At 60.7% G+C, this 25,198-nt stretch carries 28 protein-coding genes and 1 tRNA gene; 24 read left to right on the top strand and 5 right to left on the bottom strand.

Annotation, left to right across the window (positions count from 1 at the left end):
* Positions 1-156 precede the first annotated feature (156 nt).
* Positions 157-939: an IclR family transcriptional regulator gene (locus MUU56_RS32120; RefSeq protein WP_245083164.1), complete on the top strand. Its 783-nt coding sequence runs from the start codon at positions 157-159 to the stop codon at positions 937-939.
* Between the two features lie 10 nt (positions 940-949).
* Here the strand turns inward: MUU56_RS32120 and MUU56_RS32115 are convergent, their stop codons facing one another.
* Positions 950-2,167, bottom strand: a complete 1,218-nt coding sequence (locus MUU56_RS32115) for a TIGR03862 family flavoprotein (protein ID WP_245083161.1) — start codon at positions 2,165-2,167, stop codon at positions 950-952.
* Between the two features lie 105 nt (positions 2,168-2,272).
* Between MUU56_RS32115 and MUU56_RS32110 the strand changes: the two genes are divergently transcribed.
* A complete protein-coding gene (locus MUU56_RS32110; RefSeq protein WP_245083158.1) occupies positions 2,273-2,674 on the top strand; it encodes a (R)-mandelonitrile lyase in 402 nt (133 codons plus the stop codon).
* Positions 2,675-2,699: 25 nt separating this feature from the next.
* Here MUU56_RS32110 and MUU56_RS32105 read toward each other — a convergent pair whose 3' ends face one another.
* Entirely contained in the window at positions 2,700-4,322 is a 1,623-nt protein-coding gene (locus tag MUU56_RS32105) for an ABC-F family ATP-binding cassette domain-containing protein (RefSeq protein WP_245083155.1), read from the bottom strand.
* A 175-nt stretch (positions 4,323-4,497) separates the two neighbouring features.
* Between MUU56_RS32105 and MUU56_RS32100 the strand changes: the two genes are divergently transcribed.
* The 15 genes from MUU56_RS32100 (at position 4,498) to MUU56_RS32025 (ending at position 18,629) form a co-directional block, all read left to right on the top strand.
* Positions 4,498-5,235 (top strand): calcium-binding protein, encoded by a 738-nt coding sequence (locus MUU56_RS32100; RefSeq protein WP_245083152.1) that lies wholly within the window; start codon positions 4,498-4,500, stop codon positions 5,233-5,235.
* 207 nt (positions 5,236-5,442) lie between these two features.
* Positions 5,443-6,705, top strand: coding sequence for a tyrosine-type recombinase/integrase (locus MUU56_RS32095; RefSeq protein WP_425314259.1), 1,263 nt, complete (start codon positions 5,443-5,445; stop codon positions 6,703-6,705).
* A 295-nt stretch (positions 6,706-7,000) separates the two neighbouring features.
* Positions 7,001-7,210: a helix-turn-helix domain-containing protein gene (locus tag MUU56_RS32090; RefSeq protein ID WP_245083149.1), complete on the top strand. Its 210-nt coding sequence runs from the start codon at positions 7,001-7,003 to the stop codon at positions 7,208-7,210.
* Between the two features lie 181 nt (positions 7,211-7,391).
* Positions 7,392-7,901 carry a hypothetical protein gene (locus MUU56_RS32080; protein ID WP_245083142.1) on the top strand — a complete coding sequence of 170 codons (510 nt, stop codon included), beginning with the start codon at positions 7,392-7,394 and terminating at the stop codon, positions 7,899-7,901.
* Positions 7,894-8,361 (top strand): hypothetical protein, encoded by a 468-nt coding sequence (locus MUU56_RS32075; protein WP_245083139.1) that lies wholly within the window; start codon positions 7,894-7,896, stop codon positions 8,359-8,361. Before MUU56_RS32080 ends, MUU56_RS32075 begins: the two co-directional genes overlap by 8 nt.
* A gap of 248 nt (positions 8,362-8,609) precedes the next feature.
* Complete coding sequence (locus MUU56_RS32070; protein WP_245083135.1) at positions 8,610-9,131, top strand: hypothetical protein; 522 nt, start codon at positions 8,610-8,612, stop codon at positions 9,129-9,131.
* A gap of 121 nt (positions 9,132-9,252) precedes the next feature.
* Complete coding sequence (locus MUU56_RS32065; protein WP_245083132.1) at positions 9,253-9,924, top strand: recombinase family protein; 672 nt, start codon at positions 9,253-9,255, stop codon at positions 9,922-9,924.
* Positions 9,925-10,016: 92 nt separating this feature from the next.
* Positions 10,017-10,415 (top strand): hypothetical protein, encoded by a 399-nt coding sequence (locus tag MUU56_RS32060; RefSeq protein WP_245083129.1) that lies wholly within the window; start codon positions 10,017-10,019, stop codon positions 10,413-10,415.
* On the top strand, positions 10,415-10,669 hold the full coding sequence (locus MUU56_RS32055; RefSeq protein WP_245083125.1) for a hypothetical protein: 255 nt from the start codon (positions 10,415-10,417) through the stop codon (positions 10,667-10,669). Before MUU56_RS32060 ends, MUU56_RS32055 begins: the two co-directional genes overlap by 1 nt.
* Positions 10,666-12,162 (top strand): hypothetical protein, encoded by a 1,497-nt coding sequence (locus MUU56_RS32050; protein WP_245083122.1) that lies wholly within the window; start codon positions 10,666-10,668, stop codon positions 12,160-12,162. The genes MUU56_RS32055 and MUU56_RS32050 overlap by 4 nt, the downstream gene beginning before the upstream one ends.
* Positions 12,163-12,173: 11 nt before the next feature.
* The gene (locus MUU56_RS32045) at positions 12,174-12,788 is read left to right on the top strand and encodes a hypothetical protein (protein WP_245083119.1); all 615 of its coding nucleotides are present in this window, start codon (positions 12,174-12,176) and stop codon (positions 12,786-12,788) included.
* Positions 12,789-12,875: 87 nt separating this feature from the next.
* Positions 12,876-13,574: a DNA repair protein RecN gene (locus tag MUU56_RS32040; RefSeq protein WP_245083116.1), complete on the top strand. Its 699-nt coding sequence runs from the start codon at positions 12,876-12,878 to the stop codon at positions 13,572-13,574.
* A 343-nt stretch (positions 13,575-13,917) separates the two neighbouring features.
* Positions 13,918-14,970 carry a glycine-rich domain-containing protein gene (locus MUU56_RS32035; protein ID WP_245083114.1) on the top strand — a complete coding sequence of 351 codons (1,053 nt, stop codon included), beginning with the start codon at positions 13,918-13,920 and terminating at the stop codon, positions 14,968-14,970.
* Positions 14,971-14,986: 16 nt separating this feature from the next.
* Positions 14,987-17,221 (top strand): hypothetical protein, encoded by a 2,235-nt coding sequence (locus tag MUU56_RS32030; RefSeq protein ID WP_245083111.1) that lies wholly within the window; start codon positions 14,987-14,989, stop codon positions 17,219-17,221.
* 949 nt (positions 17,222-18,170) lie between these two features.
* Positions 18,171-18,629 carry a hypothetical protein gene (locus MUU56_RS32025; RefSeq protein WP_245083108.1) on the top strand — a complete coding sequence of 153 codons (459 nt, stop codon included), beginning with the start codon at positions 18,171-18,173 and terminating at the stop codon, positions 18,627-18,629.
* A gap of 61 nt (positions 18,630-18,690) precedes the next feature.
* Here the strand turns inward: MUU56_RS32025 and MUU56_RS32020 are convergent, their stop codons facing one another.
* A complete protein-coding gene (locus MUU56_RS32020) occupies positions 18,691-19,203 on the bottom strand; it encodes a hypothetical protein (RefSeq protein WP_245083105.1) in 513 nt (170 codons plus the stop codon).
* 91 nt (positions 19,204-19,294) lie between these two features.
* Here MUU56_RS32020 and MUU56_RS32015 point away from each other — a divergent pair, with 91 nt between their 5' ends.
* Positions 19,295-19,531: a uroporphyrinogen decarboxylase family protein gene (locus MUU56_RS32015; RefSeq protein WP_245083197.1), complete on the top strand. Its 237-nt coding sequence runs from the start codon at positions 19,295-19,297 to the stop codon at positions 19,529-19,531.
* Here MUU56_RS32015 and MUU56_RS32010 read toward each other — a convergent pair.
* Positions 19,482-19,679 (bottom strand): YodC family protein, encoded by a 198-nt coding sequence (locus MUU56_RS32010; protein WP_263195035.1) that lies wholly within the window; start codon positions 19,677-19,679, stop codon positions 19,482-19,484. The two genes, MUU56_RS32015 and MUU56_RS32010, sit on opposite strands and share 50 nt — an antisense overlap.
* Positions 19,680-21,440: 1,761 nt before the next feature.
* Between MUU56_RS32010 and MUU56_RS32005 the strand changes: the two genes are divergently transcribed.
* Both MUU56_RS32005 and MUU56_RS32000 read left to right on the top strand, forming a co-directional pair.
* Positions 21,441-22,100, top strand: coding sequence for a hypothetical protein (locus MUU56_RS32005; RefSeq protein ID WP_245083102.1), 660 nt, complete (start codon positions 21,441-21,443; stop codon positions 22,098-22,100).
* A complete protein-coding gene (locus MUU56_RS32000; RefSeq protein ID WP_245083098.1) occupies positions 22,101-22,415 on the top strand; it encodes a CAP-Gly domain protein in 315 nt (104 codons plus the stop codon).
* Positions 22,416-22,653: 238 nt separating this feature from the next.
* Here the strand turns inward: MUU56_RS32000 and MUU56_RS31995 are convergent.
* A tRNA-Ser gene (locus MUU56_RS31995) sits at positions 22,654-22,743 on the bottom strand.
* 324 nt (positions 22,744-23,067) lie between these two features.
* Between MUU56_RS31995 and rplU the strand changes: the two genes are divergently transcribed.
* The 4 genes from rplU to MUU56_RS31975 all read left to right on the top strand — a co-directional run bounded on the left by rplU (position 23,068) and on the right by MUU56_RS31975 (position 25,079).
* Positions 23,068-23,439: a 50S ribosomal protein L21 gene (gene rplU / locus MUU56_RS31990; protein WP_245083095.1), complete on the top strand. Its 372-nt coding sequence runs from the start codon at positions 23,068-23,070 to the stop codon at positions 23,437-23,439.
* 25 nt (positions 23,440-23,464) lie between these two features.
* The gene (gene rpmA / locus MUU56_RS31985; protein ID WP_064331928.1) at positions 23,465-23,734 is read left to right on the top strand and encodes a 50S ribosomal protein L27; all 270 of its coding nucleotides are present in this window, start codon (positions 23,465-23,467) and stop codon (positions 23,732-23,734) included.
* Between the two features lie 125 nt (positions 23,735-23,859).
* Complete coding sequence (locus tag MUU56_RS31980; RefSeq protein ID WP_245083090.1) at positions 23,860-24,492, top strand: GNAT family N-acetyltransferase; 633 nt, start codon at positions 23,860-23,862, stop codon at positions 24,490-24,492.
* On the top strand, positions 24,489-25,079 hold the full coding sequence (locus tag MUU56_RS31975) for a GNAT family N-acetyltransferase (RefSeq protein WP_245083086.1): 591 nt from the start codon (positions 24,489-24,491) through the stop codon (positions 25,077-25,079). The genes MUU56_RS31980 and MUU56_RS31975 overlap by 4 nt, the downstream gene beginning before the upstream one ends.
* The last annotated feature ends 119 nt before the right edge of the window (positions 25,080-25,198 follow it).

Genomic DNA, 25,198 nt, shown 5'->3' with positions numbered 1-25,198 from the left:
GATCTTTATAATGGACGATGTGATCTTATGCCGAATTTTCCGCCCCGCAAGGGGAGGTCGAAAATTTCGCATGCGACGACGGCCGGACGCCGCGGATTGACAGATCGCGCGGGCGGCGGGAGAAGCGTGACGAGGACGAAGGCAGGAACGGACGAGATGGATGCTATTGCGGACGATGCAGGCGGCAAGCGGGCCCGGGGACTCGATCGCGCCTTCGAGATCCTCGATTTCCTGCGCCAGAAGCGGCAGGCGCTGAAGCCGAACGAGATCGCCGCGCAGATCGGCGCGCCGCGCTCATCGGTCTACGAGCTGGTGAACCTCCTCCTGCGCAACGGCATCCTGGAATTCACCGGCGGCGACGGCCGCGTCTATCTCGGGCGGAAACTCTATTTCCTCGGCGCGGCCTACGAGAACCATTTCGACTTCACCCGCGAATGCGAGGCGGCGCTGGAGCGGCTGGCCGGCGAAACGCGCGAGACCGCGCAGTTCTGCATGCTGGACGGCAACAAATACACCGTCGTGCACATGCGCGAGGGCGCAAGGCCCTTTCGCATCTCCACCGATATCGGCCAGTCGGTGCCGATCCCGTGGACCGCTTCCGGCCGCCTGCTCGTCGCCCACATGACGGACGAGGAGATCCTCGCCTTCATCCCGCCGCAGGATTTCCAGCTGCCGGGCGGCGAATGGCTCGACCCGCAGGCCTTCCTCACCGAGGTGCGCCAGGCCGGGCACGAAGGCTTCTTCACCTTCAACAGCATCGTCGACAGCTTCACCCATTGCTTCGCCGTGCCGGTCATGGACGAGGGGCATGCCGCCGCCACGCTGTGCCTCGTCACCCCGCGCGACGACGGACTGGCCAACCGCGATCGCTACCTCGCCTGCCTGAAGGATGCGGCCGCCAGCCTCGGCCAGGCGCCGACGCGGCCGAAGCGCAGCTGACCGTGTCGGCTCAATCCGCCCGATTGGATAGCCAGCGATCGATCCCCTCCGCTGCCGCCCGCCCGGTCGCAAGGCAGGCCGTCAGCAGATAACCGCCGGTCGGCGCCTCCCAGTCGAGCATTTCGCCGGCCACGAAGACGCCCGGCAGGGCCTTCAGCCCATAGTCCGCATCGATGGCATCGAACCGGATGCCGCCCGCCACGGAAATCGCCTCCGCGATCGGCCGCGGCCGGACGAGGGAGATGGCCAGGGCCTTGATCGCCGCGGCCAGCGCGTCCGGGGGTAAGATGTGGACATCCCGAACGCATTCCCGCAGCAGGGCCGCCTTGACCCCGTCGAGGCCCGCGCCCTTGCGGAGCCGGCTGGAAAAGCTCGCCTTGCCGCCCTGCCGGGCGAGGTCGGCCGCAAGCCGCGCGAGACTGCGCCCGGGTGCAAGATCGAGCGTGAGGGAGGCCGCGCCCGACGCCTCCAGCGCATCGCGCAGCGCCGCCGCATGGGCATAGACGAGGCTGCCCTCGATGCCCGTCTTCGAGACGACGAATTCGCCGGGGATCGTGCCCGCCGCGGACTGCGCCGTGACGCCCTTGACCGGCGCGCCGGCAAAGCGCTCGGCGAAGACCGGCGACCAGTCCACGTCGAAGCCGCAATTGGCCGGGCGGAAGGGCACGATGCCGACGCCCTGTTCCGCAAGGCCATCGATCCAGGCCGCATCCGAGCCGAGCCGCGGCCAGCTCGCGCCGCCGAGCGCCAGCAGGACCGCATCGAACGCCATCACGGCCACGCCGTCGGGCGTCTCGAAACGCAACCCTTCCGGCGCAAATCCCGTCCAGCGATGGCGCACGCGGATGGCGACGCCCTGCCCTTCCAGCCGCGCCCGCCAGGCCCGCAGCAACGGCGAGGCCTTCATGGCGACCGGAAACACCCGTCCGGAGGATCCGACAAAAGTCTTCGTGCCAAGCCCCTCCGCCCAGGCCCGCAGGTCCCCGGGCGTGAAGGCATCAAGCGCCGGCCGCAGATGCGCGCCCGCCGCGCCGAAGCGGGCGGCGAAACGGTCATAGGGCTCGGAATGGGTGATGTTGAGGCCCGACTTTCCGGCCAGCAGGAACTTTCGCCCGATGGTCGGCATGGCCTCCAGCACGCTCACCGCATGGCCGCGCGCCGCAAGCACCTCCGCCGCCATCAGCCCGGCCGGCCCGCCGCCGACGATCCCGATCCGCCGCTTGTCCATTCCACACCGCCTTGAAACCTTGCGTCGTTCTCATAAATCGTCTCCGGCGGCTCCGCCAGCACTCTTGCCGGTATAGGATCCGCACAGCAGAATCAGGAGACGGATATGGACATCAAGCGCAACGGCACCAGCCCCTCGACGCCAGGCCCGGCCAACTACTTCACCGGCAAGGTCCGCCTCGACACGCCTTTCAAGGCGGAAGCCCCCGGCCGCGCCGGCGGCGCCATCGTCACCTTCGAACCCGGCGCCCGCACCGCCTGGCACACCCACCCGCTTGGCCAGACCGTCATCGTCACCGCCGGCCTCGGCTGGGCGCAGCGCGAGGGCGGGCCGATCGAGGAGATCCGCCCGGGCGACGTCGTCTGGTTCCCGCCCGGCGAAAAACACTGGCACGGGGCGACGGACAGGACCGCGATGACCCATGTCGCCATCGCCGAAGCGCAGGACGGCTCGCCCGTGACCTGGCTGGAACAGGTGACGGACGAACAATATCTCGGCAAGGCGTGAGGCCTCCCCGCCCCACGCCGGACGGTCAGTTCGGAAGGCCGGGCGCCTCGTGGCCGGTCTGGGCGACGTATTCGGTATAGCCGCCCGGATATTGATGCACGTCGTCGCCGTTGAGCTCGAGCACGCGGTTCGACAGCGCGCCGAGGAAATGGCGGTCGTGCGACACGAAGAGCATGGTGCCCTCGTATTCGGAAAGCGCCTTGATCAGCATTTCCTTGGTGTCGAGGTCGAGATGGTTGGTCGGCTCGTCGAGGATCAGGAAGTTCGGCGGATCGAACAGCATCGCCGCCATCACAAGCCGCGCCTTCTCGCCGCCTGACAGCACCCGGCACTTCTTCTCCACGTCGTCGCCGGAAAAGCCGAAGCAGCCGGCCAGCGTGCGCAGCGGCCCCTGCCCCGCGCGCGGAAACTCCGCCTCCAGCCACTGGAAGACGGTCAGGTCCCCGTCGAGCAGATCCATAGCATGCTGTGCAAAATAGCCGACCTTGACGCTCGCCCCGATCGTCACGCTGCCCGTATCCGGGCTTGCCGCCCCGGCGACGAGCTTCAGCAGCGTGGACTTGCCGGCCCCGTTGATGCCCATCACGCACCAGCGCTCCTTCCGGCGGATGAGAAAGCTGAAATCCCGGTAGATGGACCGGCTGCCATAGGCCTTGTCGACATTCCTGAGGCTGACGACGTCCTCGCCCGAGCGCGGCGCCGGCTGGAACTCAAACATGACGGCCTGGCGGCGGCGCGGCGGCTCGACCCGCTCGATCTTGTCGAGCTTCTTGACCCGGCTCTGCACCTGCGCGGCGTGGGAGGCGCGCGCCTTGAAGCGCTCGATGAACTTGATCTCCTTGGCGAGCATCGCCTGCTGGCGCTCGAACTGCGCCTGCTGCTGCTTCTCGTTCTGCGCCCGCTGCTGCTCGTAGAAGGCATAATCGCCCGAATAGGTGGTGAGCGAGCCGGCATCGATCTCGATGATCTTCGTCACGATGCGGTTCATGAACTCGCGGTCGTGCGAGGTCATCAAAAGCGCGCCGTCATAGCCCTTCAGGAACTGCTCCAGCCAGATCAGGCTTTCGAGATCGAGATGGTTGCTCGGCTCGTCGAGCAGCATGACGTCAGGCCGCATCAGCAGGATGCGCGCCAGCGCCACCCGCATCTTCCAGCCGCCGGAAAGCTTGCCGACGTCGCCGTCCATCATCTCCTGGCTGAAGCTCAGGCCCGCCAGCACCTCGCGCGCCCGGCTCTCCAATCCGTAGCCGTCGAGCTCCTCGTAGCGCGCCTGCACCTCGCCATACCGCTCGATGATCGCGTCCATCTCGTCAAGCCGGTCGGGATCGACCATCGCCGCTTCGAGCGCGCGCAGCTCCGCGGCGACCGAACTCACCGGCCCTGCCCCGTCCATCACCTCGGTGACGGCGCTGCGGCCTTCCATCTCGCCGACATCCTGGCTGAAATAGCCGATCGAAACCGCCTTCTCGACCGAGACCTGCCCCTCGTCCGGCGCCTCCTGCCCGGTGATCATGCGAAAGAGCGTCGTCTTGCCGGCCCCGTTCGGCCCGACAAGCCCGATCTTCTCCCCCCGGTTCAACGCGGCGGACGCCTCGATGAACAGGATGCGGTGGCTGTTGGACTTGCTGATGTTCTCGATGCGGATCATGAAAAACCGGGCCTCGTCGTGTCCCGCGCCCTATGCCATGAGGCGGCGCATCAAGTCCATGCCGCCGGCGCGCCCGACAGAAATGAAAAATTCCGCTTCGATGGAATAAGCCGCCACGCGCGCCGTTCCTCCCGCGCAACACGGCAATTCTGCCCGTCGACGAAGGAGTTTTCACATGGTTACGAAACGCGGAAATGACGACGACAACCGTATCGTCGGTACGAACCAGAAAGACCATCTCTATGGCCGCTCGGGCGATGACTTGCTTTTTGGCTATGGCGGTAACGATTTCCTCTATGGCGGGGAAGGCAACGATCGCATCGATGCGGGTAGTGGCCAAAATCACGTGTGGGGCGGCGAAGGCAACGACCGGATCGTATCGGGCGGCGGCGACGACAAACTATGGGGCGGGGACGGCAACGATGTCCTGCGCGCCGGCGACGGCGACAACCACCTCGTTCTCGGCGAGGGCAACGACCATGCCGTCGCGGGCAGGGGTCGCGATCAAATCAGCGGCGGCGAAGGCAATGACGTGATCTATGCCGGGGCCGGCAGCGATGTGATCTCTGGCGGCGAGGGCGACGACAGGATCTGGGGCCAGTCCGGCAACGACCGCATCGTCGCGCATGAGGGCAACGACGTTCTGAACGGCGGCGCCGGAAACGACAGGATGACCGGCGGCGAAGGCGCCGACGTCTTCGTCTTCAACGGCGGCCGCGACATTATCACCGACTTCGAAAACGGCGACGACCGCATCGACGTCTCACACTACGACCGGTTCGACAGCTATGCGGCCATCCGCGCGGCCGCCAGCCAGTCCGGCAACGACGTCATCATCCGCGCCGGCGACGACTATCTGGTCCTTGAGGACACGCGGCTCGGCGAACTCAGCCGTGACGACTTCAGCTGGTAAGGCCGATGGGCAGATAACGATGCACAAAACCAAACATGAGGTAGGGTGCCGCCGATCCGTTCGGCGGCGCTTGCCGGGAACCGAAATATCGGGCGATTATGGCGGAGAGGGTGTCTGCCAAATTACCGTTCGCATCCGTCCGCTAATGTCCGTCATCCTGTTGATAAAGCTCGTTTATCTGTCTTTCCTTATTCGTTGTTGCCCGCTATGATTCGCATGCATAACGCGATCAAAGGTAGGGCTGGCGGTGGGGCTGAGATGGTAGGGCGGAGACATAAACTTAAGGCCCTCCAAGTCGCGGCGGATCTTGCCCCCGGGCGCTATCCCGATGGCGATGGCCTCTACTTGCGCGTGACGCCGACCCGGACCAAATCTTGGATGTTTCTGTGGAAGCGGAGTGGCAAACGGTATGAGATGGGCATGGGGCGACTGCTCGATGTCAGCCTGAAGGAAGCTCGCCTCAAAGCTGACGAGGCTCGCGCCATCCTTCTTCGGGGTGGCAACCCGTTAACAGACATGGAGGAGCGTAAGGTGGCGAACGAGATGAAGACCTTCGCCGCCGTTGCCGACGACTTCATATCGATCATGAAGCCAAGCTGGTCCAATCCCAAACATGCCGCTCAGTGGACGATGACACTTGGTGACGCCTACTGCGAAAAGCTCCGCAAGGTGCCTGTGCAGGAAATTGACACAGAGCACGTACTACAGGTTTTGACGCCACATTGGCAGAGCAAGCCTGAGACAGCGTCTCGGATCCGCGGCCGGATCGAGAAGGTGCTCGACTTTGCAAAGACCAAGGGCTGGCGGTCTGGCGACAACCCGGCCAGATGGAACGGCCACCTGAAGAACGCCCTACCTACCCGGAAAAGGGAGACGGTGAAGCACCACAAGGCGCTGCCGTATCAAGAGGTGCCTGCGTTCTACCAGTTGCTCTCGGATGCCATGGCTGCCAGAGCCCTCCAGTTCCTCATCCTCACGGCTTCCCGCTCAGGTGAGGTGTTGGGCGCCACATGGCAAGAAATCGACTGGGAGGCCGCTGTGTGGACTGTGCCGGCAGTGCGGATGAAGGATCGAGAGGAGCATCGTGTACCGCTTGTCCCGACCGCTATCGCGATCCTCAAGGCGCTGTACGAGATCCGGAGCGGAGATTTCATTTTCTTTGGTCAGGCGGCCAAGAAGCCGCTGTCGGGCATGGCTATGGGAATGCTTCTCCGGCGCATGAAAGTTGATGTCACTGTGCATGGCTTCCGGTCGTCGTTCCGCGACTGGGCCGGTGATGCGACCAACTTCTCTAGAGATATCGCTGAGGCCGCGCTTGCCCATTCCGTTGGCAACAAAGTCGAATTGGCCTACCGCCGCTCTGATGCTTTGGAAAAACGCCGAAAGATGATGGCGGCTTGGGCGAATTATGTACGCAAAGCGTCCGGGAACACCATCATCAGCTTCCCTGAACAAAAAAAGATCAGATAACGAACAGAACGGCACCCGCTGCTGGTTGCAATTGCTCGCTGGTAACCGTATCTTTCTCTGTGAGATTGCAGCAATGCCCGCCCGGGAGTCCGCTAAGACGCATGGCCGGCAGAACCTGATTATCTCTACATAGCCATGCAGGCATCCTGAACTCGCATAAAAATAAAGTGGATTAGGGATGTCGATGTGACCACGGGGGAGCCCGATGGTCAGCGGCCGTACAGCAAACCTCTGCGTGAAAAGCAGAGCTTTGGTGTGCGGCCTTTTTTGTCTCGCGCGATCGAAGGAGAAATGGATGAGCGAGGATGTTGGAATGAGTGTCGGCCGAAAGGCTGCGTATAGCGTGAATGAGTTCTGCTCGATGTACAGCATCGGGCGGACCCTATTTTACGATGAGGTGGACGCCGGTCGTCTCCGCATCAAAAAGGCTGGCACAAAGACGCTCGTCCTTGCCTCAGATGCCGATAAGTGGGCGCAATCCCTTCCAGATGGTGGCGCCGCATGAGCCAACTCAGCCCTCCCGAGCATGAGCACGGCGAAGCCGTCACAGTCGCCGCTCAGTGGCTTGCCAACGAGAGAACGCCGCCCCGTCCCATCATTCCCGCCCTTCGCCAGCGTTTCGGGCTCAGCGCCCTTGAAGCAACAGAAGCGGCGGCGATGGCCGACACTTATAGGAGGGCAGGCAATTGACCGCCCCTCAGCGCTGCCCAGTCGCGTTTGCGTTCAAGGAGCCCTTCGCACTTTCTGGTCAACCAAGAAAGTTCCCTGAAGTCGAGGCTGTTCCCGTTCGTTGGCCTACTAAACGTACCCTAGCCAACGAGCTGGTAGACCATTGGTTTACCGATGCGAGAGCGGCTCTCGGCAAGCTTTCGAAAGAGACGCTGAACGTGATCAGGTCCAACATCTCTCGAAAAAACGGGACATTTCCGCTCTCCGATGTCGCATTAGCCGATCGCTCAGGAAGATCGCTATCGAGCACTGAGCGGGACGTTCAGCGCCTTAAGAGACTTGGGTATCTGATCGCCGAGCATCATCCGCTTGAAGGCCGGCAAGGCCGCAGGAGGGTGCTGAAATTGGCCTTCCCCGCCCCTGTTTTTGTCCCTCAACGTATCGCCCATGGAAAGTGGGATGATTGTCCCTCAACGTATCGCTCATACGTTGAGGGGATTAATATGGGAGAACGCCGCGATGTATGAGCAACTTTCCCTCCTCGACTGGAGGCTGCCGGCAGAGATCCTGCCCTTCCCCTTGCACCGTTCGCACGGTGCCACAATCGCCGTCGCTCGCTCTATCGTGAACCTCGAAACCGCAAAGCGATCTGGCCGGCTCAACAGCATTCGCGCGCAGACCCGTAAGCGCCTTGAACCTCTCATCGGGCTCGACCGTGCTGACAAGGCCGCAGACGACCTCGTCCGCATGATAAAGATCGGCTTCGCTTATTGCGAAAGCCCCTTTCTTCATAAGCAGGAACCAGCCTCGACGGTGATTTCCCTGCTGACGGTGAAGCAAATTCTATCCGACCCGCATGGTGACGGCGCTGGCGAAGCCAGTGCTTTGGGTCAAGGGGCGAAGCTCCTTGCGGGTTTGGGCGGAGCCCATGAAAGCACGGAGTATGACGTCGCGCGCGCGCCCACGCGCGAGGGAGGAGCCGCATGACCCCAGATCCAGAGCTGCTCATCGGCCCGAAGGCGATCAGCAACTTTCTCGGCATCACCGAGCGCCAGTTGAGGTGGCTCGACGGTAAGCACCGGCTGCCCACCTTCCGGCTCGATAGGCGCCTAGCAGCACGCCCAACGTCACTGCGCGACTGGTTGAGGGACGTGGAGGAGAAGGGTCGCAGAGATAGGAAGACGTGCCTGCCTGAGGTGTGATAGCGTTTCGCTGATCAACTCAAGGAGAGGTCCATGCAGGTAGTAGGCAACCGCACGATTAAAACAATCGGTGCTGGTGCACCGGGTGAACTTGTTCGCGTATCCAATGGGGAGGCGGGATCACTTGGAATCATCGCAGCCAAGCGGGAGGACGATGTGTTCGTTGCCCTTCTCGAGGATCCGTATGAAGGGCATCCTCGCCTCCTCCTGCTGGACAACGATGATAAGTGTTTGTCGTACGGTGTTGATTGGTGCCTCCACCCAGTCGAGGGAGCTGAGGCTTATCCGTATCACCACGAAGTCAACCGACGTTCTGGACTGCTAGCTCTCAAAGGAGAGCAGTGGTTCATGAGCGTGGCAAGCAGTGGCGTAGATGCCCTGGGTCGCTTCTCTATCGAGTGGGTCAACCTGACCAACCCTGGCCAAGGCAATGACGGACTGCGTGGTTCGGCCTTCTTTGCTAAGTGGAATATCTGGCTGAATGGAGAACGGGGAAATCCTCATGCCTCGCCTCTTTTCCAGTTTGAGGCAAAGCCTAGACAGCCCAGAACATAGCGTTTTAAGAGATTGAAAAAGCTATATTTTTCAGAGTTTTACGCTGTAAAAAGTGCTTGCGTTCCTTATCGTTTGCGGTACTGTCATCGAAGGTTGACATAAACGCTAAAGGATCAGGGCAATGGCAGACGGCAAGTTCATCAGCTATCTCCGTGTCTCGACAGAACGTCAGGGACGCTCCGGTCTTGGTCTTGAAGCGCAGCGGCAGTCAGTTGCCGATTATCTTAACGGCGGCAACTGGATGCTCCTGCAAGAGGTCGTAGAGATTGAGAGTGGCAGCAAGGATAACCGGCCCAAGCTTGCGGAGGCCATGGCTCTGTGCCGGCTTCACGGCGCCACGCTGGTCATTGCCAAGCTCGACCGTCTTTCCCGTGATGCAGCCTTCCTGCTGAGCCTGCAAAAGGCTGGTATCCGGTTTGTTGCGGCCGATATGCCAGAGGCGAATGAGATGGTCGTTGGTATCATGGCCGTCGTCGCACAGGCCGAACGGAAGATGATCAGCCAGCGCACGAAGGCAGCCCTTGCAGCCGCCAAGGCACGCGGTCAGAAGCTTGGTGGCTTCAGGGGTAGCGTCATATCGGCAGATGCTCGCAAGGCCAGCCAGGAGGCTCGTAAGGCCAAAGCGAGTGCCCGGGCGGCAGACCTCATGCCGGTCATTGAAGAGATCCGGGCATGCGGCGTCACAAGTGCAAACGGCATTGCAACAGCTCTCACGGCGAAGGGTATTCCCACCGCCCGAGGGAGCACTGTTTGGACCGCGTCACAGGTCCAGCGCGTCCTCTCCTCTGTATAATGCCCCGCTATTTCTGACATTTCATAACGTTTTCAGGCACTTCGATGCATCCCTGATTGAACTGCGCGCATTCTGGCGACAACTCTCAGGGCATGACCCAGACAAGCCGCCATATCACCCCATCTTCTCGCACCGCTCGCTCGGCGGTCTCGAATGGTTCGCGCCTTGTTCAAGGCGTGGACGGCAGGAGCGCCCCCGCTCGGCGCTTCCGTGACCTCGTTTGCCAGTTCACAGAAGAGCTCGGTGGCGATGCCATCATGTCCGAACCCATGCGTGCCATGGTTCGCCAGGCTGCGGCTGTTGCCATCGAGGCAGAGCGGATGCAGGCGGCAATCCTTCGCGAGGAGGCCGTAGATGCCGACGAACTGGTTCGGATCAGCAATGTCCTTCAGCGCTTGATGAACGGCCTGAAGGCCAAAGCGAAGACAGCGAGGGCCGGCCAGCGCACGCAGCTTGTCACCGACTACCTGCGCAACAAGGCGGCTGCATGATGAGCGCGCCCGCACCGCATGACGGTTTCCTCTTTGACACCTTCGGCTTTGGCACCATTCCCCCGCAGGAGGCTAAGGACGGCGTTGCAGACGTGTCCGCTGATCTCATGGCCCTGCGGGCGGAATTGCTGCCCTTGCGCACGGGGGAGGCGAAGACGGCAATGGCCATGAAGGCCGAGGCTTGGGACGATCTCCTCACCCGAATTGACGATCACCTTGCCCGCGCCTGGATCGCTTTGCAGGAGCGTGCATGAAGCCCCTGGTTACGATGCGCGAGGCGCTTGAAGACCCACAGCTATTGGGCGGGGCCATCCCCGGCGAGAGTTGGGCGCTTTGGCGTGTCTTGCTCATCGCTGCCATGGGTGAGGCCCTGACCGATGACGAACGCGTCCTGTTCCATAGCGTGACAGGACGCTCTAGCGAGCCACTGGAGCGCGTTGACGAGATTTGGGCCATTGTCGGGCGTCGTGGCGGCAAGACGCGCTCAGCCGGCACGTTCGCGGCCTACCTAGCTGCGCTTTGCGACTGGAGCGAATACCTCGCGCCCGGCGAACGTGGTGCGCTGCCGATCCTCGCCGCGGCCTCCTATCAGGCTGGAAAGGCGTTCGAGCACGTCAAGGGCATCCTGACCCACTCGCCAGTGCTCAACGGGATGCTTGAGGGCGAGCCGACAGCCGAGAAGATATCCCTGGACAACTCCACGGATATCACCATTGCCGTGGCGAACTTCCGAACTGTTCGCAGCATCACTGCCATAGGCGCGATTTGCGACGAACTCGCATTCTGGTCGCTTGAGGGCAGCAAGAACCCCGATCAGGAAATCCTCCGCGCTCTTCGCCCGGCGCTGGCCACCACCAGCGCGCCCATGATGGTGATCAGCAGCCCATACGCGCGCAAGGGCGAGCTGTTCCGTACCTTCCGGTCCGACTTCGGCCCGAACGGCGACAAGGCCGTACTGGTGGCCAATGGGCCGTCCAAGACGTTCAACAGCACGCTCAAACAATCGACGGTGGACAAGGCCTATCAGCGCGATCCCGGCGCAGCGAGTGCCGAATACGGCGGCTTGTTCCGTACCGACGTTGAAACGCTGCTGGTGCGCGAAGTGGTGGAAGCCCTGGTTGATGCCGGCATCACGGAACGCGCCCGCGAACCGGGCATCAGCTATTCGGCCTTCGTTGACCCTGCCGGCGGTTCCGGCACGGATTCAATGACGCTTTGCATCGCGCACCGCGACCGGCAGAACAATGCCGTTATCGACGTGCTGCGGGAGAAAAAGCCGCCGTTCAAGCCTTCCGTCGTCACGGCCGAGTTCTGCGAAACCTTGAAATCCTACGGGGTTACGAAGGTCACGGGCGACAATTTCGGCGGGGAATGGTGCAAAGAGCCATTCAGTCACCACGGCGTGACCTATGAGCGCTGCGACCAGCCGAAGAGCGCGCTTTATGGCGCGATGGTGCCGCACATCAACAGCGGTCACCTGACCTTGCTCGACAACACCCGAGCGATTGACCAACTGGTTGGCTTGGAGCGCCGCAGCGGGTCGTCCGGTCGCGACATAATCGACCATGCCCCCGGCGGGCACGACGACGTTGCCAACGCCATTGCCGGTGCCGTTGCGCCACTGCTGACCAAGCGCGGCCCGATGAAAATCAGCCCCGAAGCCCTTGTCGCCTCTGCCTCTCCCGCCAATCCGCGTGCCTTTCCGATGGGCGGCGGGTCCTACAGCCAACAGCTCATTCGTCACTGAAAGGAACCGCGATGAACGGCCATCCCGATAAACTGCTCTCCGACTTGGAACTGCATAACTTCGCAGTTTTCCTGAAGGCGAACCCGCATCTCACCCATCCCGCTCCCGAAGGCGCTTTTGACGGCGCGCCGAAGAACATGCGCCGCGTACCCGGCAAGTCCTTGCGGGTGCCGGTGTCGGATTTCTCGAAGGGCGGCAAGTTCGATGCTTCGCGATACGGCCTCACATTCGATGAAGGAGAGCCGGAGGCCCGAAAGCCGGCTCTCGATATAGGGGCGCTCCGGAAGCTCGCCGCATCGCTTTCTGAGGAAGGTTGGGCAGCGATCCGCAAAGCATGCGTTGAAGCCGACGCTGAAGACAGCGAAGAGGACGAGCGCGGTCCGGCCAAGGACAACCCGCCTGATCCTGAGATGATTGCCGGCAACAGCAGTGCAGACGTGCGCGCGTCTGATCGCGCCATGCCGGGGCGCTCAAGTTTCGCCGAGCGATTTCCGGACATCGCCCGCATCAAAAGCGATGCGCCGCTCGCCAAACCGAAAAAGCGCACGCCCGTATCCGCTGCCAGCGAGAAGAGCTTTGCCCAACGCTGGCCGGACGCCGCTCGCATCGCGGTAGAGGGGCGCTGAGATGGCACGTAAGCCCAAGCCAGCTGCAAAGCCGTTCGTGATCGGCGCTTCACCGATCGGTTCGGCGTCGGTCGGAGGTGCCGCGAAATGAGGAACATTCTCAAGATCGCAAGAACCGCGCCGGCACAAGACGACCCACTTCGCGTCGAGCTGCGCCGCGCTATTGATGCCCATGCCCAGGCAAAGGCCGAGCGTGATCGCATCGCAGCGGCTCATGAGCGTGCCGAAAGGCGCACTTGGGATCTCAACCATGAGATCGATCAGGCCACGGAAAACGTCTCCGAGCTTATCGACAGTCGCGCCCAGCGTTCGGCTCAGAGAGCCATTGATGGCACTGATCTGCTTGACACTGATCTGAAGGCAGCCCAGCAGCGTCTTGCCGACGCCGAGGAAATCATGTCGGCGGCCCAGCAGGCCCGCCTTAGCCTGGAAACGTCAGTCGAGAACGCAGAACGTGTTCTGGAATCGGCCGTCACCCGGGTTGAAAACGCCGCGTCGGCGCTGATGGTGACGAGGGCGGCTGAGATCGAGGCCCGCGTTCGTGACGCGTTGGAAAAGCTGGGTCCTGATCTCGCTGTTCTCGTGTTTCTTAACAGTCGCGACACCTCATGGCCTCCTTCCGAAGCGAAGCGCCGTCGCGAGCGCCTTCTGGACAATCCGCTTGAGGTGATCCCCGGAGCAGGGAAGTCGATCAATTCGCCCGAGGTCGCCCACATCATCGCCCCTTGGAAACAGGCATTTAACGCCCTGACCGCGGACGCAGACGCGCCGCTGCCGGAGGTGTGATCATGGTAGTCCCCATGCGTTTTCATCGCTTTCGCGTATGGGCGGACCAGCGGCCGGTGTCCGAGAGAACCGCCGCAGCTGGACAGTCTCCTATCGTCTCCTTCGCAGGAATGGAGCCGGGCCAGCAATATCGTCACCCTGCCGTTTCCGCTTCCTGGGGCGGTGGGGTGACGTTCTCAATTCGCGAGTTTCCCCGTGTCGTCCTCTTCACGGGCGCACCAGCCGCAGGTGTGCGCGACAACAGCGGCAGCCGGACAGCCTTTCGTGACGACCGGAAGCCGGGCCGGCAACCCATTCTCCGTACCGCTTCGCGGTTCCTTTCCCCAACTGTGGAGCGTAATCCATGAAGATCTCCGACCTCCCGGCTCGGTTCCCGATCCCGTTTGGCAACAGTGCAAGCGGCTCGTACATCCGAACCATCCCCGAAGCATCTCAAGTCGGTATTCAGGACGGCGCGGCCTCGCTCACGACGGGATTCCCGCCTCTCACCTTCCTGCCTGTCGGCGCTGGCGGCGTTCCTCCGTTCGGGCAGGACTTCAACGGCATCCTGCGCCAGATCACGCAGTGGTCGCGCTGGCAGGGCGCGGGCGGCGCCGTGCCCTACGATAGTGACTTCTCGACCGCCATCGGCGGCTACCCGCAGGGCGCAATCGTCATCGGCAATACGGCGGGCACGCTCTACCTCAACACGGTGGACGACAACACCACAAACCCGAACAGTGGTGGCGCAAACTGGGTGCCGTTGGTGGTTCAAACCTCGTCGCAATACGTCCTTGGCGCTCCCGTCTACATCACGACCAATCAGACCTATTCGACGCCGACCGGATGCCGAGCGCTGGATGTTATCGTTGTTGGGGCCGGGGGTGCTGGTGGGGGCGGCGCAACGCCTGGCGTCGGTGAAATCCGTATCGGCGGCGGGGGCGCAGCAGGCGGCATCGCGCGGAAACTGATTGTTGGGCCCAATTCGAGTTATGCCGTCACTATCGGTGCTGGCGGTGTCGGCGGTACGGGTGCCGGGCCAAATGGCGGTACGTCTAGCTTCGGCAGCGTGTGCTCCGCCACGGGCGGCGATGGTGGCGCCGTCGTTCTGTCCAACGGCTATGCCTTCACGACCTATGCAACTGGTGGCGACGGAACCGGCGGTGATCTGAACATCGAAGGCATGTCTGGTGGTCCCGGCAATGCTGGTATCAATTCTGTCGTTATCGGCCACGGTGGCCTCGGCGCGAGCGGACCTTACGGTGCGGGCGGCAATGGCTCGTCCAATACCAGTGCCGGATGGGGCAGCGGGTTCGGCGCTGGTGGCGGTGGATCGGCCAACAACCTTGATGCCGGCCCAAATCGTAATGGCGGCAACGGGTCCCCGGGCCTCGTCATCGTCACTCCTTTGTTCTGATTAGGTAGGTGACGCCATGGGTACTTCGCCTGGATGGTCGTACGCCTACGTACCGACGCCCGCACAATGGAATTTGGCCTTCTCCTCAAAGCAGGATGAGCTTGGCTATACGCCAGTAAATCGTGCCGGCGACACCATGTCGGGGCCGCTCATCACGACCGCCTCCACCTCCGCTAGAGCCGGATTCGCGATCAGTGTCGGCGTGGCGCCAAACAATCCCCAAGACGGCGATATCTGGTGCACGAATATCGGTCTTTATGCCCGCGTCAACGGTGCCACGATTGGACCGATCTCCACCGGCACGGTAGTGGGGCCAAGTTCGTCGGTCTTGGATAACATCGCCGTGTTCTCCGCGACAAATGGCCGAGCTATAGCGGATTCAGGCTTGGCCGTCGGCGACGTCATGACGATCACGACGGGCATTTATCGCATCCCGTCGTTCCGCGAGGCAGACCTTGCCCTCATCCCTGCCGATGTTGAACGCGTCTATGTCGAGGCCTACGACCCGATGCCCGGCGACCCCGCGACTGTGATCGGGGGGGCCTTTTACAAGGTCGTAGATAGCGAGCCGTCCTACGACCTGAAGTTCCAGAATGATGGACGTTGGTGGGCCGTGGATGAGCTGGCCGTCACGCCATACATGCAAGGAGCTGTCGGTGATGGAGCGGAGGACGACACAATTGCCGTTCAGAAGGTCGTCACATGGGCGGACGTGACCGGCGGTGAGGTAGCATGGCCGGACGCTGACTTTCTCACGACCGAGTCCATTGCGAATTTCCATAGCGTCAAGCATAGCGGTCCCGGCCGCGTCCTTCGCGGCAGCAACGTTTGGCACATCACGAACGAGCGCGCAGACACGAACGTCATCTATCTGGACCCGGCGGGCGACAATACGAATGATGGACTTGGAGACGGGGAGCCGAAGGCCACGCTCCAAAGCGCCCTTAACGATCTCGCCTTCTACGGGCCGGTGCTGCGCGGCAAGTGGATTGTCCAGTCAGCCGCTGGCACCTATACGGGTGCGTCGGCTGTTGTCGCTACCATCCCCTTCGGCCTTTCGAGCGAAAAGCTCATTGAAATCAAAGGGCCGGACGTTGGCGGCCATCCGAACGTGCCGACTGCGGTCATAGACGGCACGGCAGCAACCACCATCGGAATTCGCGGCGTCTCTGGGGCGAAATTCAAGGTGAAGGACGTTGCCTTTGTCAACTGGACGCGAACGCAGCTTGCGGCAGTGGAAGACTCCGTGCTTGCGACCGACAACGTGCATTTCGATTTTGCCGGCGCAAACGGTATCGATGCCCAGCGGCGGTGCAGCCTCTATGTGTCGGGCGGCATCTTCGACATGGGGGCGGGCGCAGGCTCCAATGCGTGCATTCAGGAATTGTTCAACGTCTATCATGCCATCGGCTACAAGATGGACGAGACCAATGGAAACCCAATTGCTGGCGATATGCCGATCCTGCGGGGCAGTGGAACCGGTCGCGGCATCGCCGTGCGGGAAGGCTGCACAGGTCATGTGAATGCCGACATCGATGATTTCTTCATCGGGCTTGAGATCGGGGCCAATGCGCGCGCGCATGTAGATTCGACGGCCATATTCTCGAATAATGAAACCGCCATCTGGGAGGCGCCCGGCGGCGATCTTCAGGACGATCCGGGCATCAACTACAACGACGGGACGGCGGACGCGAACACTCGCAATATCGTGCGGCGGGAGTCATCCACGGCGAGCCCGCGGTACGCAAAGGCGATCTCCACCATCACGGCAGATCGGACCATAGTTCCGGGAACGGTAGCCAATTCGAGCGGTGTCGAGACGTTCCTTGCGTCGTTCACGCTCAATGCCGGCGAATGGAAAGGTCCACCTTCGTCGAACTATGTTGGAAAAGCCCTGCATGTCCGGATCGCAGGAAGTACAACTGGGACAGGAGCGGACAAGATACTGCGTTTCCGCATCGGCAACACTAATTTGGATGCGGCTGGAACGAGTGTGTCGTCGGCAACAATCCCAAGTACATTTACCGGGCAATGGGCTGCAGATTTCTACCTGTATGTTCGCGGAGCCTCGTCCCAGCGCGTTGAGTTTGAAGTGCGTCTAAACGGTTCGACCGGTCACGTCTCTTCGGGAGACACGACTGTAGACATGACCGGCGCGGGAAATCTTTTCCTTAAGCTTACGGGGTTTGTTGCCGCTCCTGGAGATGCGATCACCCTCAGCAGCAGTTTTACGGCAGATGTACAGGGGTGAACAGTAATGCAAAACCCCGCCGAATGGGCGGGGTTGAAACAAGAATTCAATGAAGGTTATCGAGCGAATTCCGGCTCGCCGTGGTCTTCTTCACCTCTGTAGGCGAGGGCTTCGGCTTGCTGAGTAGGGGTGAGTAACACGAAAAAGCCCAAAGCAGGGCGATATCACTCAGCGGAGATGTCAAACCTCGAGACCATTCCGGCAGAGCTAGTGCAGACCAAGACCACTTCCGAAAATCCAAGTTGCTTGCGGTAAAACCATACAGTTCGACCTTTATCTTCGCACGCAGCCTGTGGTGTGCTCCGCCAATTGCCGTATATTTGGTCATCCGGCCCAATAGCGATAGTCTCCTCATCAACATAAATCTCCGCGGTGTGATCGCCCTTCCGCGCTCCAATGAGATTCATGTCCTCACGCGCCGCGGGAGCTTCTTCCAATGATCTAGGCATGAGGTTTCCTCTCGCTATTTTAAGTAGATGATTCTATAGTACGACTACGCGTGGCGTGCAACAGTTGTAGTTCGATTGACATTAGGGCGGAGACTGAAGCAATGAGTGTGACAATTGTTTACGGCGATCGTTGCGGTCAGCTCGGAGAAGAGGCTTACGTAAAGAATAATTTTGCGGATAGGAATGTTCTGGCAACCATAAAGATCACAAGGGGGGGCGCGGCCGGACCCGGTGTAACTAGAACAAAAAAGAGGGTAGGAGCTGGGCAACGTGTGTACGTTGGATGCACTACGTCGTCTGGTTCTGGCTCTCTCACCACGTATGCATTCAGTGTCGAAACATACGAGCATGCTCCTTGATCCCGTCTGGGATGCGGATCACGAGCTGGTCTTGGTAATCATTCTGGACATCGGGCAAAAGACCCAGGAGCGCCCTAATGCCCAACGGGTCCCCAGCTGACAATGGGAATTTCTTCAACCTATCTAATGGAAGGTCGAAGATTGATCACAGAAATTGAAGTCGATGGTGTCGGAACGATGCGCCACCTCAATAACTGGCAGATCGTGGCGATTCGAAAGATGGCAGATCCGAAGCGACGGGCCATCGCCGAACTGGCTTTCGGCCTCGGCATGACGGTGCGACAATTCCAGGGCCTCTCTATATCTCACCAGAACGCCGCCAGAGAGGCGCACAATCGCCTTTACAGCCCGGAGGCATTCCGTCTGCCCAATCCAAAGAACGCGCCTGTACGGCTTCCCCAGCGCTATGAGCGCGTATCTGATGAGAAGATGGCCACGATGGGCGCCGAACTCCTCGCGATCAAAGCCAAGCTGCCCCGCGGGCATTTCGGTGTATGGGTGGAGGAGAAGAGCGGGATCACCTATAGCCAGGCGCAACGGTTTATGAAAACTGCCGGAACTCGTAACCGTAGCCTACAGTCGCAAGCTAATTCCGTGTAGGGCCTCGGCTACATAGCATCGCGATTCCGTCTGACTTATTTGCAGCCCGCATTAATCTCCTCTACTCCTCAGGATACTTGCCTGTGACGCGATATGTGGTCCCATAGGCAGCACTTGCCCCCGCGAGAAGACAACTCGACTTCTCTAAGTTAGTGGTCTGCATGCACTCTTCAATGTATGCACTGAAGTCGTCGCTGCATTCTTCAATGAGCTTGAGTGATGACCGACCATCATTCCCATGGGTAAGACGATAAATCATGCATCCTTCCATCGCAGCGGCGGCCGGACCGGGTACATCTTGGGAGCGCCCTTCGACGGGGAATAAGATAAGGGAGAGCAGTAAAATGTACCGGTTCATTGTAGATCTCCATGGCTGATCAACAATGGCAACGCTGACGTGTAGTGTCCAGTCAACTTCTGCGAAAGAGATGTTCGCGACGCGGATGGCCTGCACCTGTTGGTGCTTGGACAATCCGGCCTTTTCACCTGCCACCTGCCGGCCCAATTCGGTATGGGCGCCCACACCTATCTCTGGTTTCGGCCCCGGCTTTGCCGGCTCGATCTGCTTGAGCAACTCACCTGCCCGACGAATTGCCCGGTCTCGGATGCGCGTGGATCGCATAGGGCACGGCATTTTTATGCCTTGGATCGAAGCCGAGTTCGGCATGAGCATGTCGGCCGCAACCCGGTTCATGAAGGTCGCGGATGTATACGGTGGCAAATCCAACATCGTGTTGAATTTGGACCCAACAGCTCTCTATGCCTTGGCTGCGCCGAAGACTCCTACTGAAGTCCGCGAGGAAATCGAGAAGATGATTGAGGCGGGCGAGGTCGTATTATCGCATAAATACTCTAGGTATTACTTCCTTTGGATTTTAGCCGCCGGAGCATCTGAGGTTTAAAGGCGTGCCATTTTGGTTCGTACTTCTGCCCCTCTTGATTAAACCATTCGCATATTACGTCGCCATCCTTGTTCACTCGGTTAACTGTCATAAGTGGTCCGCCAGACTTAAGGTCCACAACATCCCCAGTTTCAAACTGTTCTGCCATCTTCCACTCCCCAAATAGGCGATCAGGCTGGCATACTGCACGCTGGAGTCAAGGTGCTTGAGGCCACTCAGAAAGCGATCTATTAGCTTCGCCCATGATACGGTTCGCGTGCAGGGGGATACATGACAAGACCGCTAGTCATCACGTCAACGCAAATCACTGCCATCTGCAAAGGCGCTTCGAAGGCTGGTTTCATTGCCGAGCTTGAAATCGAGGGCGCTAAGATCAGGTTGATACCGGAGCATTTGGCCTCGGACGAAGTGAAAGTGCCAGTCTCCCGGAAGGCTCGTGGCTTCCTATAGGAGCACAACATGCGAAAGGCCGGGTGTACGCTCCCGGCCTTTGCAATTGGATGAGCCCGGTACATCCGCGGCGCTCAAAGGCTTACTACACTATGTCGTCGAGGTCCGACTTATCTGAATACATCCAGAAATGATCGATCCGACCAGGGCCTTGGTGGTTGTTTGCCCTCCTCCAGAATGCGCTCAGCATGTGACCAACATTTCCGCTCGTGAGGTGCATAGCCTCATAGGTCGCCGTATTCGCACCTCGAACAAGGCCTGCGCGAGTGAGCACGCCGGTCAACTTATTTCGCAATGCGCTGTTGTTCTCGTTATCGACTGAGAAGCGGATGATCACTCGCACAATTATCCCCCCGGCCACTTTCCTCATAAGGCGAGGAGATTGGCAGGATACACGCTAAAGTCAACCTGTGAAAAGCAGGGAAAACTTCACTTTTGATTCGCCGAACGCCTTTCGTTGCGCTCTCCTCTCCACTGCGGGAGGTGCAAATGTCGTTAGCTTATTTTGCTCGAAATGCCGCTTCCAGTGAGCGGTCACTAAGAAGGATGCAGCGCGAAGGTGTGAATATGAGGGGGCAGGCACTTTGGACTGATAAGGAACGCGCGGTGCTGATCAAATTCAAAGGCAACTACGATGCCATGTGCAAACGCCTACCTCATCGCACCCGCATCGCAATTTATGGTCAATGCGCAAAATTGGGCCTGAGACGAGCGTTTCACGTCTGGTCTGCAGCCGACATCTCGAAGCTAAGGCGAATCTATAGAACTGCATCTGTGGAAGACATTTGCGCAGCTTTTCCTCATTCCACTTGGGTTAACATACAGCAGGCCGCGCGTTACCGGGGTTTTCGGCGCCGTGGTCGGCAGCCCTACAAATTGACTGGAAACAGCGGTTTAGATGCGGTTCGGCAAAAGTGCTATGAAATTGGCTGGACTATGCCCGATCTCGATAGTGCCGCTCGAACTGGTACCTACTTCAAACGATGCGGCTGGATCGGAAAGAAGATAAATCACCGTGCCCTTGGTCGAGCGATTGAGGCTCTCGATGGCGTAGTCCAAGCTCAATGGAGAGCGTAGCATCTGGATGCTGACGCAAGCGTGCACCCTTTGGCGAGGGTGCGCTTGAATGTCTGGGGCAAATCAGGCAAGTTGTCCGTGGGCTTCGAAACCCGGACCGAGATATATGCAGCATGCGCTTGGCGGCGTCATGTTGCTGATTGCGTGAGACGCTTGGCGGCGTCAAAATCGCATGGCGCACTTTGGCGAGTGCTCCGAACCCGACCTTTGTAGGCCGGGGGAGCACGCCATGTCCAGATGGGAAACCATTAAAAGTGTGCTGCACGTCTCTCGGCGTGTTTCGAACCCCCGGCTGCCGGTCTGACACCGGCTTAGGATGCGATGCCTTCGAAAGCCTCACATCCCCCGCCTTCGAAAGCGGGTTTGAACCGAGAGAACCACCATGGAACACTACCCCGACATTCAGCGGCGTGACGGCACGCTGTTTTTCGTGCTGCCCGAAACCACACCCCGCGCCGCCATCGCTACCTCCATCGAGCGGCTTATCGATTTGCTCGACGCGTTGGAGGACGACCCCGACGTTGAGGACGGTGGCGACTTGGAGCCGACGCACGGTTGGCCGAACGCTGGTCAGCCGATCAATGAGGCCATGTGCCTTGACGATGACCGGGAACAAGACAACGCCGATTGGGAACCGATCCTCGGCGCTACCGAGCGCCATCCTGCGTCGAGCGGCCACAGCTACGGCGATCAGAAGCCAAGCCACACACAGACGCTCTGGAGCGCTGGCGTGGGGGATGACAGGGAAGATGATGGCGATGACCTGGAGCCCTCTCTCCTGAGCGCACAGTACCACAATGGCCGGATAGAGGTTGATCTGGAGGGCGACAGCTCAGATGACGAGTATTCGCACGGCTGGACCGGCCACATCGACCAGAACAAGGCCCTTATGGGGTGTGGCGGCGAATGGGCGGGTGAAGGCGAACAGGACGAGGATTCGGAACACAGCCTCGGATGGGCGAACCCTATGGGCTTGCGCATCCATGTACCGGAAGAGGCCGCGCAGTTCATGGGTGATCAAATCGATGGGTGGGAGGGCTGAATGGCGATCCAATTCGAACCCGGCCAGCTCGTAGAATGCATCAATGATCGGCTACGGGGCAAGCCTATCCCGAACGTAACTCTGGTATTGAACGGTCTCACGCGAGGGCGGATCTATACCGTCAGATGGTCCGGCAGTTATACGCACGAGGGTAAGACGTACAAAGCCATCAGGCTTCAGGAGATTTTCAGAGGCCGCGATAGCTACAGCGGCGTTGACGATCTTCCCTATGATGCTCGTCGTTTCCGACCAGTTTTGCCCGACCGGCTCGCCGCTTTCCGTGCCATGCTGGAACGCTTGCCGGTGGTCGCATGACGCCAACCCCTCCCGAGCGTTCCCACTCCGCCGCGGTCGCACATCAACCACCGGACCTGTTTCGTCGTGGTCGCTCGCGATTTTTGACAATAGTGCCCGGCTGCATGAGTGGTCGGGTGTTCTCTTACTGGAACAGATTGAGCCCGTACAAAGAACAAACTTGGTGGGGCTGTGGGTGGGGCTAACGATCCGCCTGTCTGAAATTTCCCAAATAAATCAAGTGCATAGACGGAATTTATGGCGGAGAGGGTGGGATTCGAACCCACGATACCCTTGCAGGTATGCCGCATTTCGAGTGCGGTGCATTCGACCTCTCTGCCACCTCTCCGCATCGGGTCGACGCTTTCCAGCGCGGGCGGTACATAGCGGGTGTCGGGCGGGGTTGCAAGGGGGCTGGCGCGCGGAAAGTTCATCTATTTGTCATGGTGACGGAAATCCCCTTGACAGTTTTCATGGCCTCACCTATTGCGCAAGGTGCAGTGGCATAGGTCCGACCTGTGCCGCTACTTGGTTCTTTGTGCCATGCCGAGAGGCTATCCCGCAAGGAACCGCTTGAGCCGGCGGTGCGCCAATGCATCGCCATTACCGACTGACAAAAAGACGGCCTTGCCTTCGGAGGCAAAGAGCCGGCACGAACATGAAAGGATAAAATATGTTCGCAGTCATCAAGACCGGCGGTAAGCAGTACCGCGTGGCCGCCAACGACGTCCTGACGATTGAAAAGCTGTCGGGTGACGCAGGCGCCAAGATCGAATTCACCGAAGTGCTGATGGTCGGCGTCGGCGCCGATGCCACGATCGGCGCGCCCTTCGTCGAAGGCGCCATCGTGACCGCCGAAGTCGTCGAGCATGGCCGTGGCAAGAAGGTCATCGCCTTCAAGAAGCGCCGCCGCCAGAACTCGAAGCGCTCGCGCGGCCATCGTCAGCACAACACGACCGTCCGCATTCTCGACATCGCCGCAGCCGGCAAGGCCAAGAAGGCTTCCAAGAAGTCCGAAGCCGCCGCTGAAGCCGCAGCCGAATAATCTGGACAGGTAAAGGAGAACTCCCATGGCACACAAAAAAGCTGGCGGCTCCTCGCGCAACGGTCGCGATTCCGAGTCCAAGCGCCTTGGCGTGAAGAAGTTCGGCGGCGAAGCCGTCGTCGCAGGCAACATTATCGTCCGTCAGCGTGGCACGCAGTGGCATCCCGGTGCCAATGTCGGCCTCGGCAAGGATCACACGATCTTCGCCCTTACGGCTGGCAATGTGAATTTCCGTACGAAGGCCAACGGTCGCGTCTACGTGTCTGTAGCCCCGAAAGCGGAAGCAGCGGAATAAGCCGGTAGCGCTCTAAAACAGCCGGCGTCTCATCGACCCGGCTGACGCTACAGGTTCAGGCCTGAAGAAAAAAGGGGAGATGGGGCAAGACCTTATCTCCCCTTTTTGCTCTGGAGGACTGAACCATGCAGACCGAATTGTTAAGGGAAGGCCAATCACGGTCTCCCAAGGAACGGCTGAGGCCTGAACGGTCGAGGACCGATTGCCCGATCTTGCTGTCGCAGAGGCTCGTCATGAGAGCCCCGCACGAAGACGACATCGACGCCCTTGCCCATCTCGCCAACAACGCCAATATCGCCAAAATGGTCGCCCGCATGCCGCACCCCTACACGGTCGCGGATGCTGCCGATTTCGTGCGACGCACACGCGCCGGCGCGATTGGCAAGTGCGTCTATGCCATTACGAAAGCCGACAACGGCGCCTTCCTCGGATGCTGCGGGATCGAACCGCACGAGGACGGGCGGACGGTCGAGCTCGGCTATTGGCTGGGCGAGCCCTACTGGAACCAGGGATATGTCACCGAGGCGGCCCACGCGCTGATCGACATGGCCTTCCGCACCCGCGACATCGAGCAGATCGATGCGCGCTGCCGGGTCATGAACATCCCCTCGCGGCGGGTCATCCAGAAGTGCGGCTTCCAGTTCCAGGCGACCGGCATGGTGCAGAGCCTTGCCGTCGGCGGCATGGTGCCCGTCGAATGGTACCGGCTGGACCGCAAGACCTGGGTCTCGCTGAAGAGCTGGGGAGGCATGCGATGAACGTCCTGCAGACCCAGACGGAAGGCGCGCGCATCGTCGGCCCCGGGCTCTGCCCGACCGTCGCGACGGCGCGCCTCGTCCTGCGCCCGCACCGCATGTCCGATGCGCAGGCGATCGCCCAGTCGCTGAACGACTTCCAGGTCTCGCGCATGCTGGCGCGGGTGCCCGCGCCCTATGACCGGCAGGATGCGGCCGAATGGCTTTCCGTCGCCACCACCGATCTCAACGAGGGCTGGGCCTTCGCCATCACCGCGGGAGACGACGTGCATATCGGCTGCGTCTCCTTCGAGCGCAGCCGCAGCGGATGGGAGCTCGGCTACTGGCTGAACCGTTTCTACTGGGGGCGGGGCTATATGAGCGAGGCCGTGCATGCGGCGACGGCGCGGTTCCTGATGCGGATGCCCGGCACGGACATCCGGTCCGGCATCTTCGCCGACAACGTCGCTTCGCTCAGGGTGCAGGAGAAGGCGGGCTTCCGCATCACCGGATGCAGCGATCTCTTCTGCGTCGCCCGCGGCGCGACGGTGCCGCATATCGAAACGCGGCTGGAGCCGGGCGATTTCCGCCCGGCGGCACCGCGGCACTGAAAAGGGACCGGGGCGGAGACATCCGCCCTGTCCCCCCACCGACGTCATCCTCGGGCTTGACCCGAGGATCCTGTGTGTTTGGTCTGATGTAAGATGGTTGCGGGAAGGAGGCCGAGAGG

The sequence above is a fragment of the Shinella yambaruensis genome, from assembly GCF_022899355.1.
GTDB classification, from domain to species: Bacteria; Pseudomonadota; Alphaproteobacteria; order Rhizobiales; family Rhizobiaceae; genus Shinella; species Shinella yambaruensis.
This window is presented reverse-complemented; position numbering and strand designations above follow the sequence as displayed.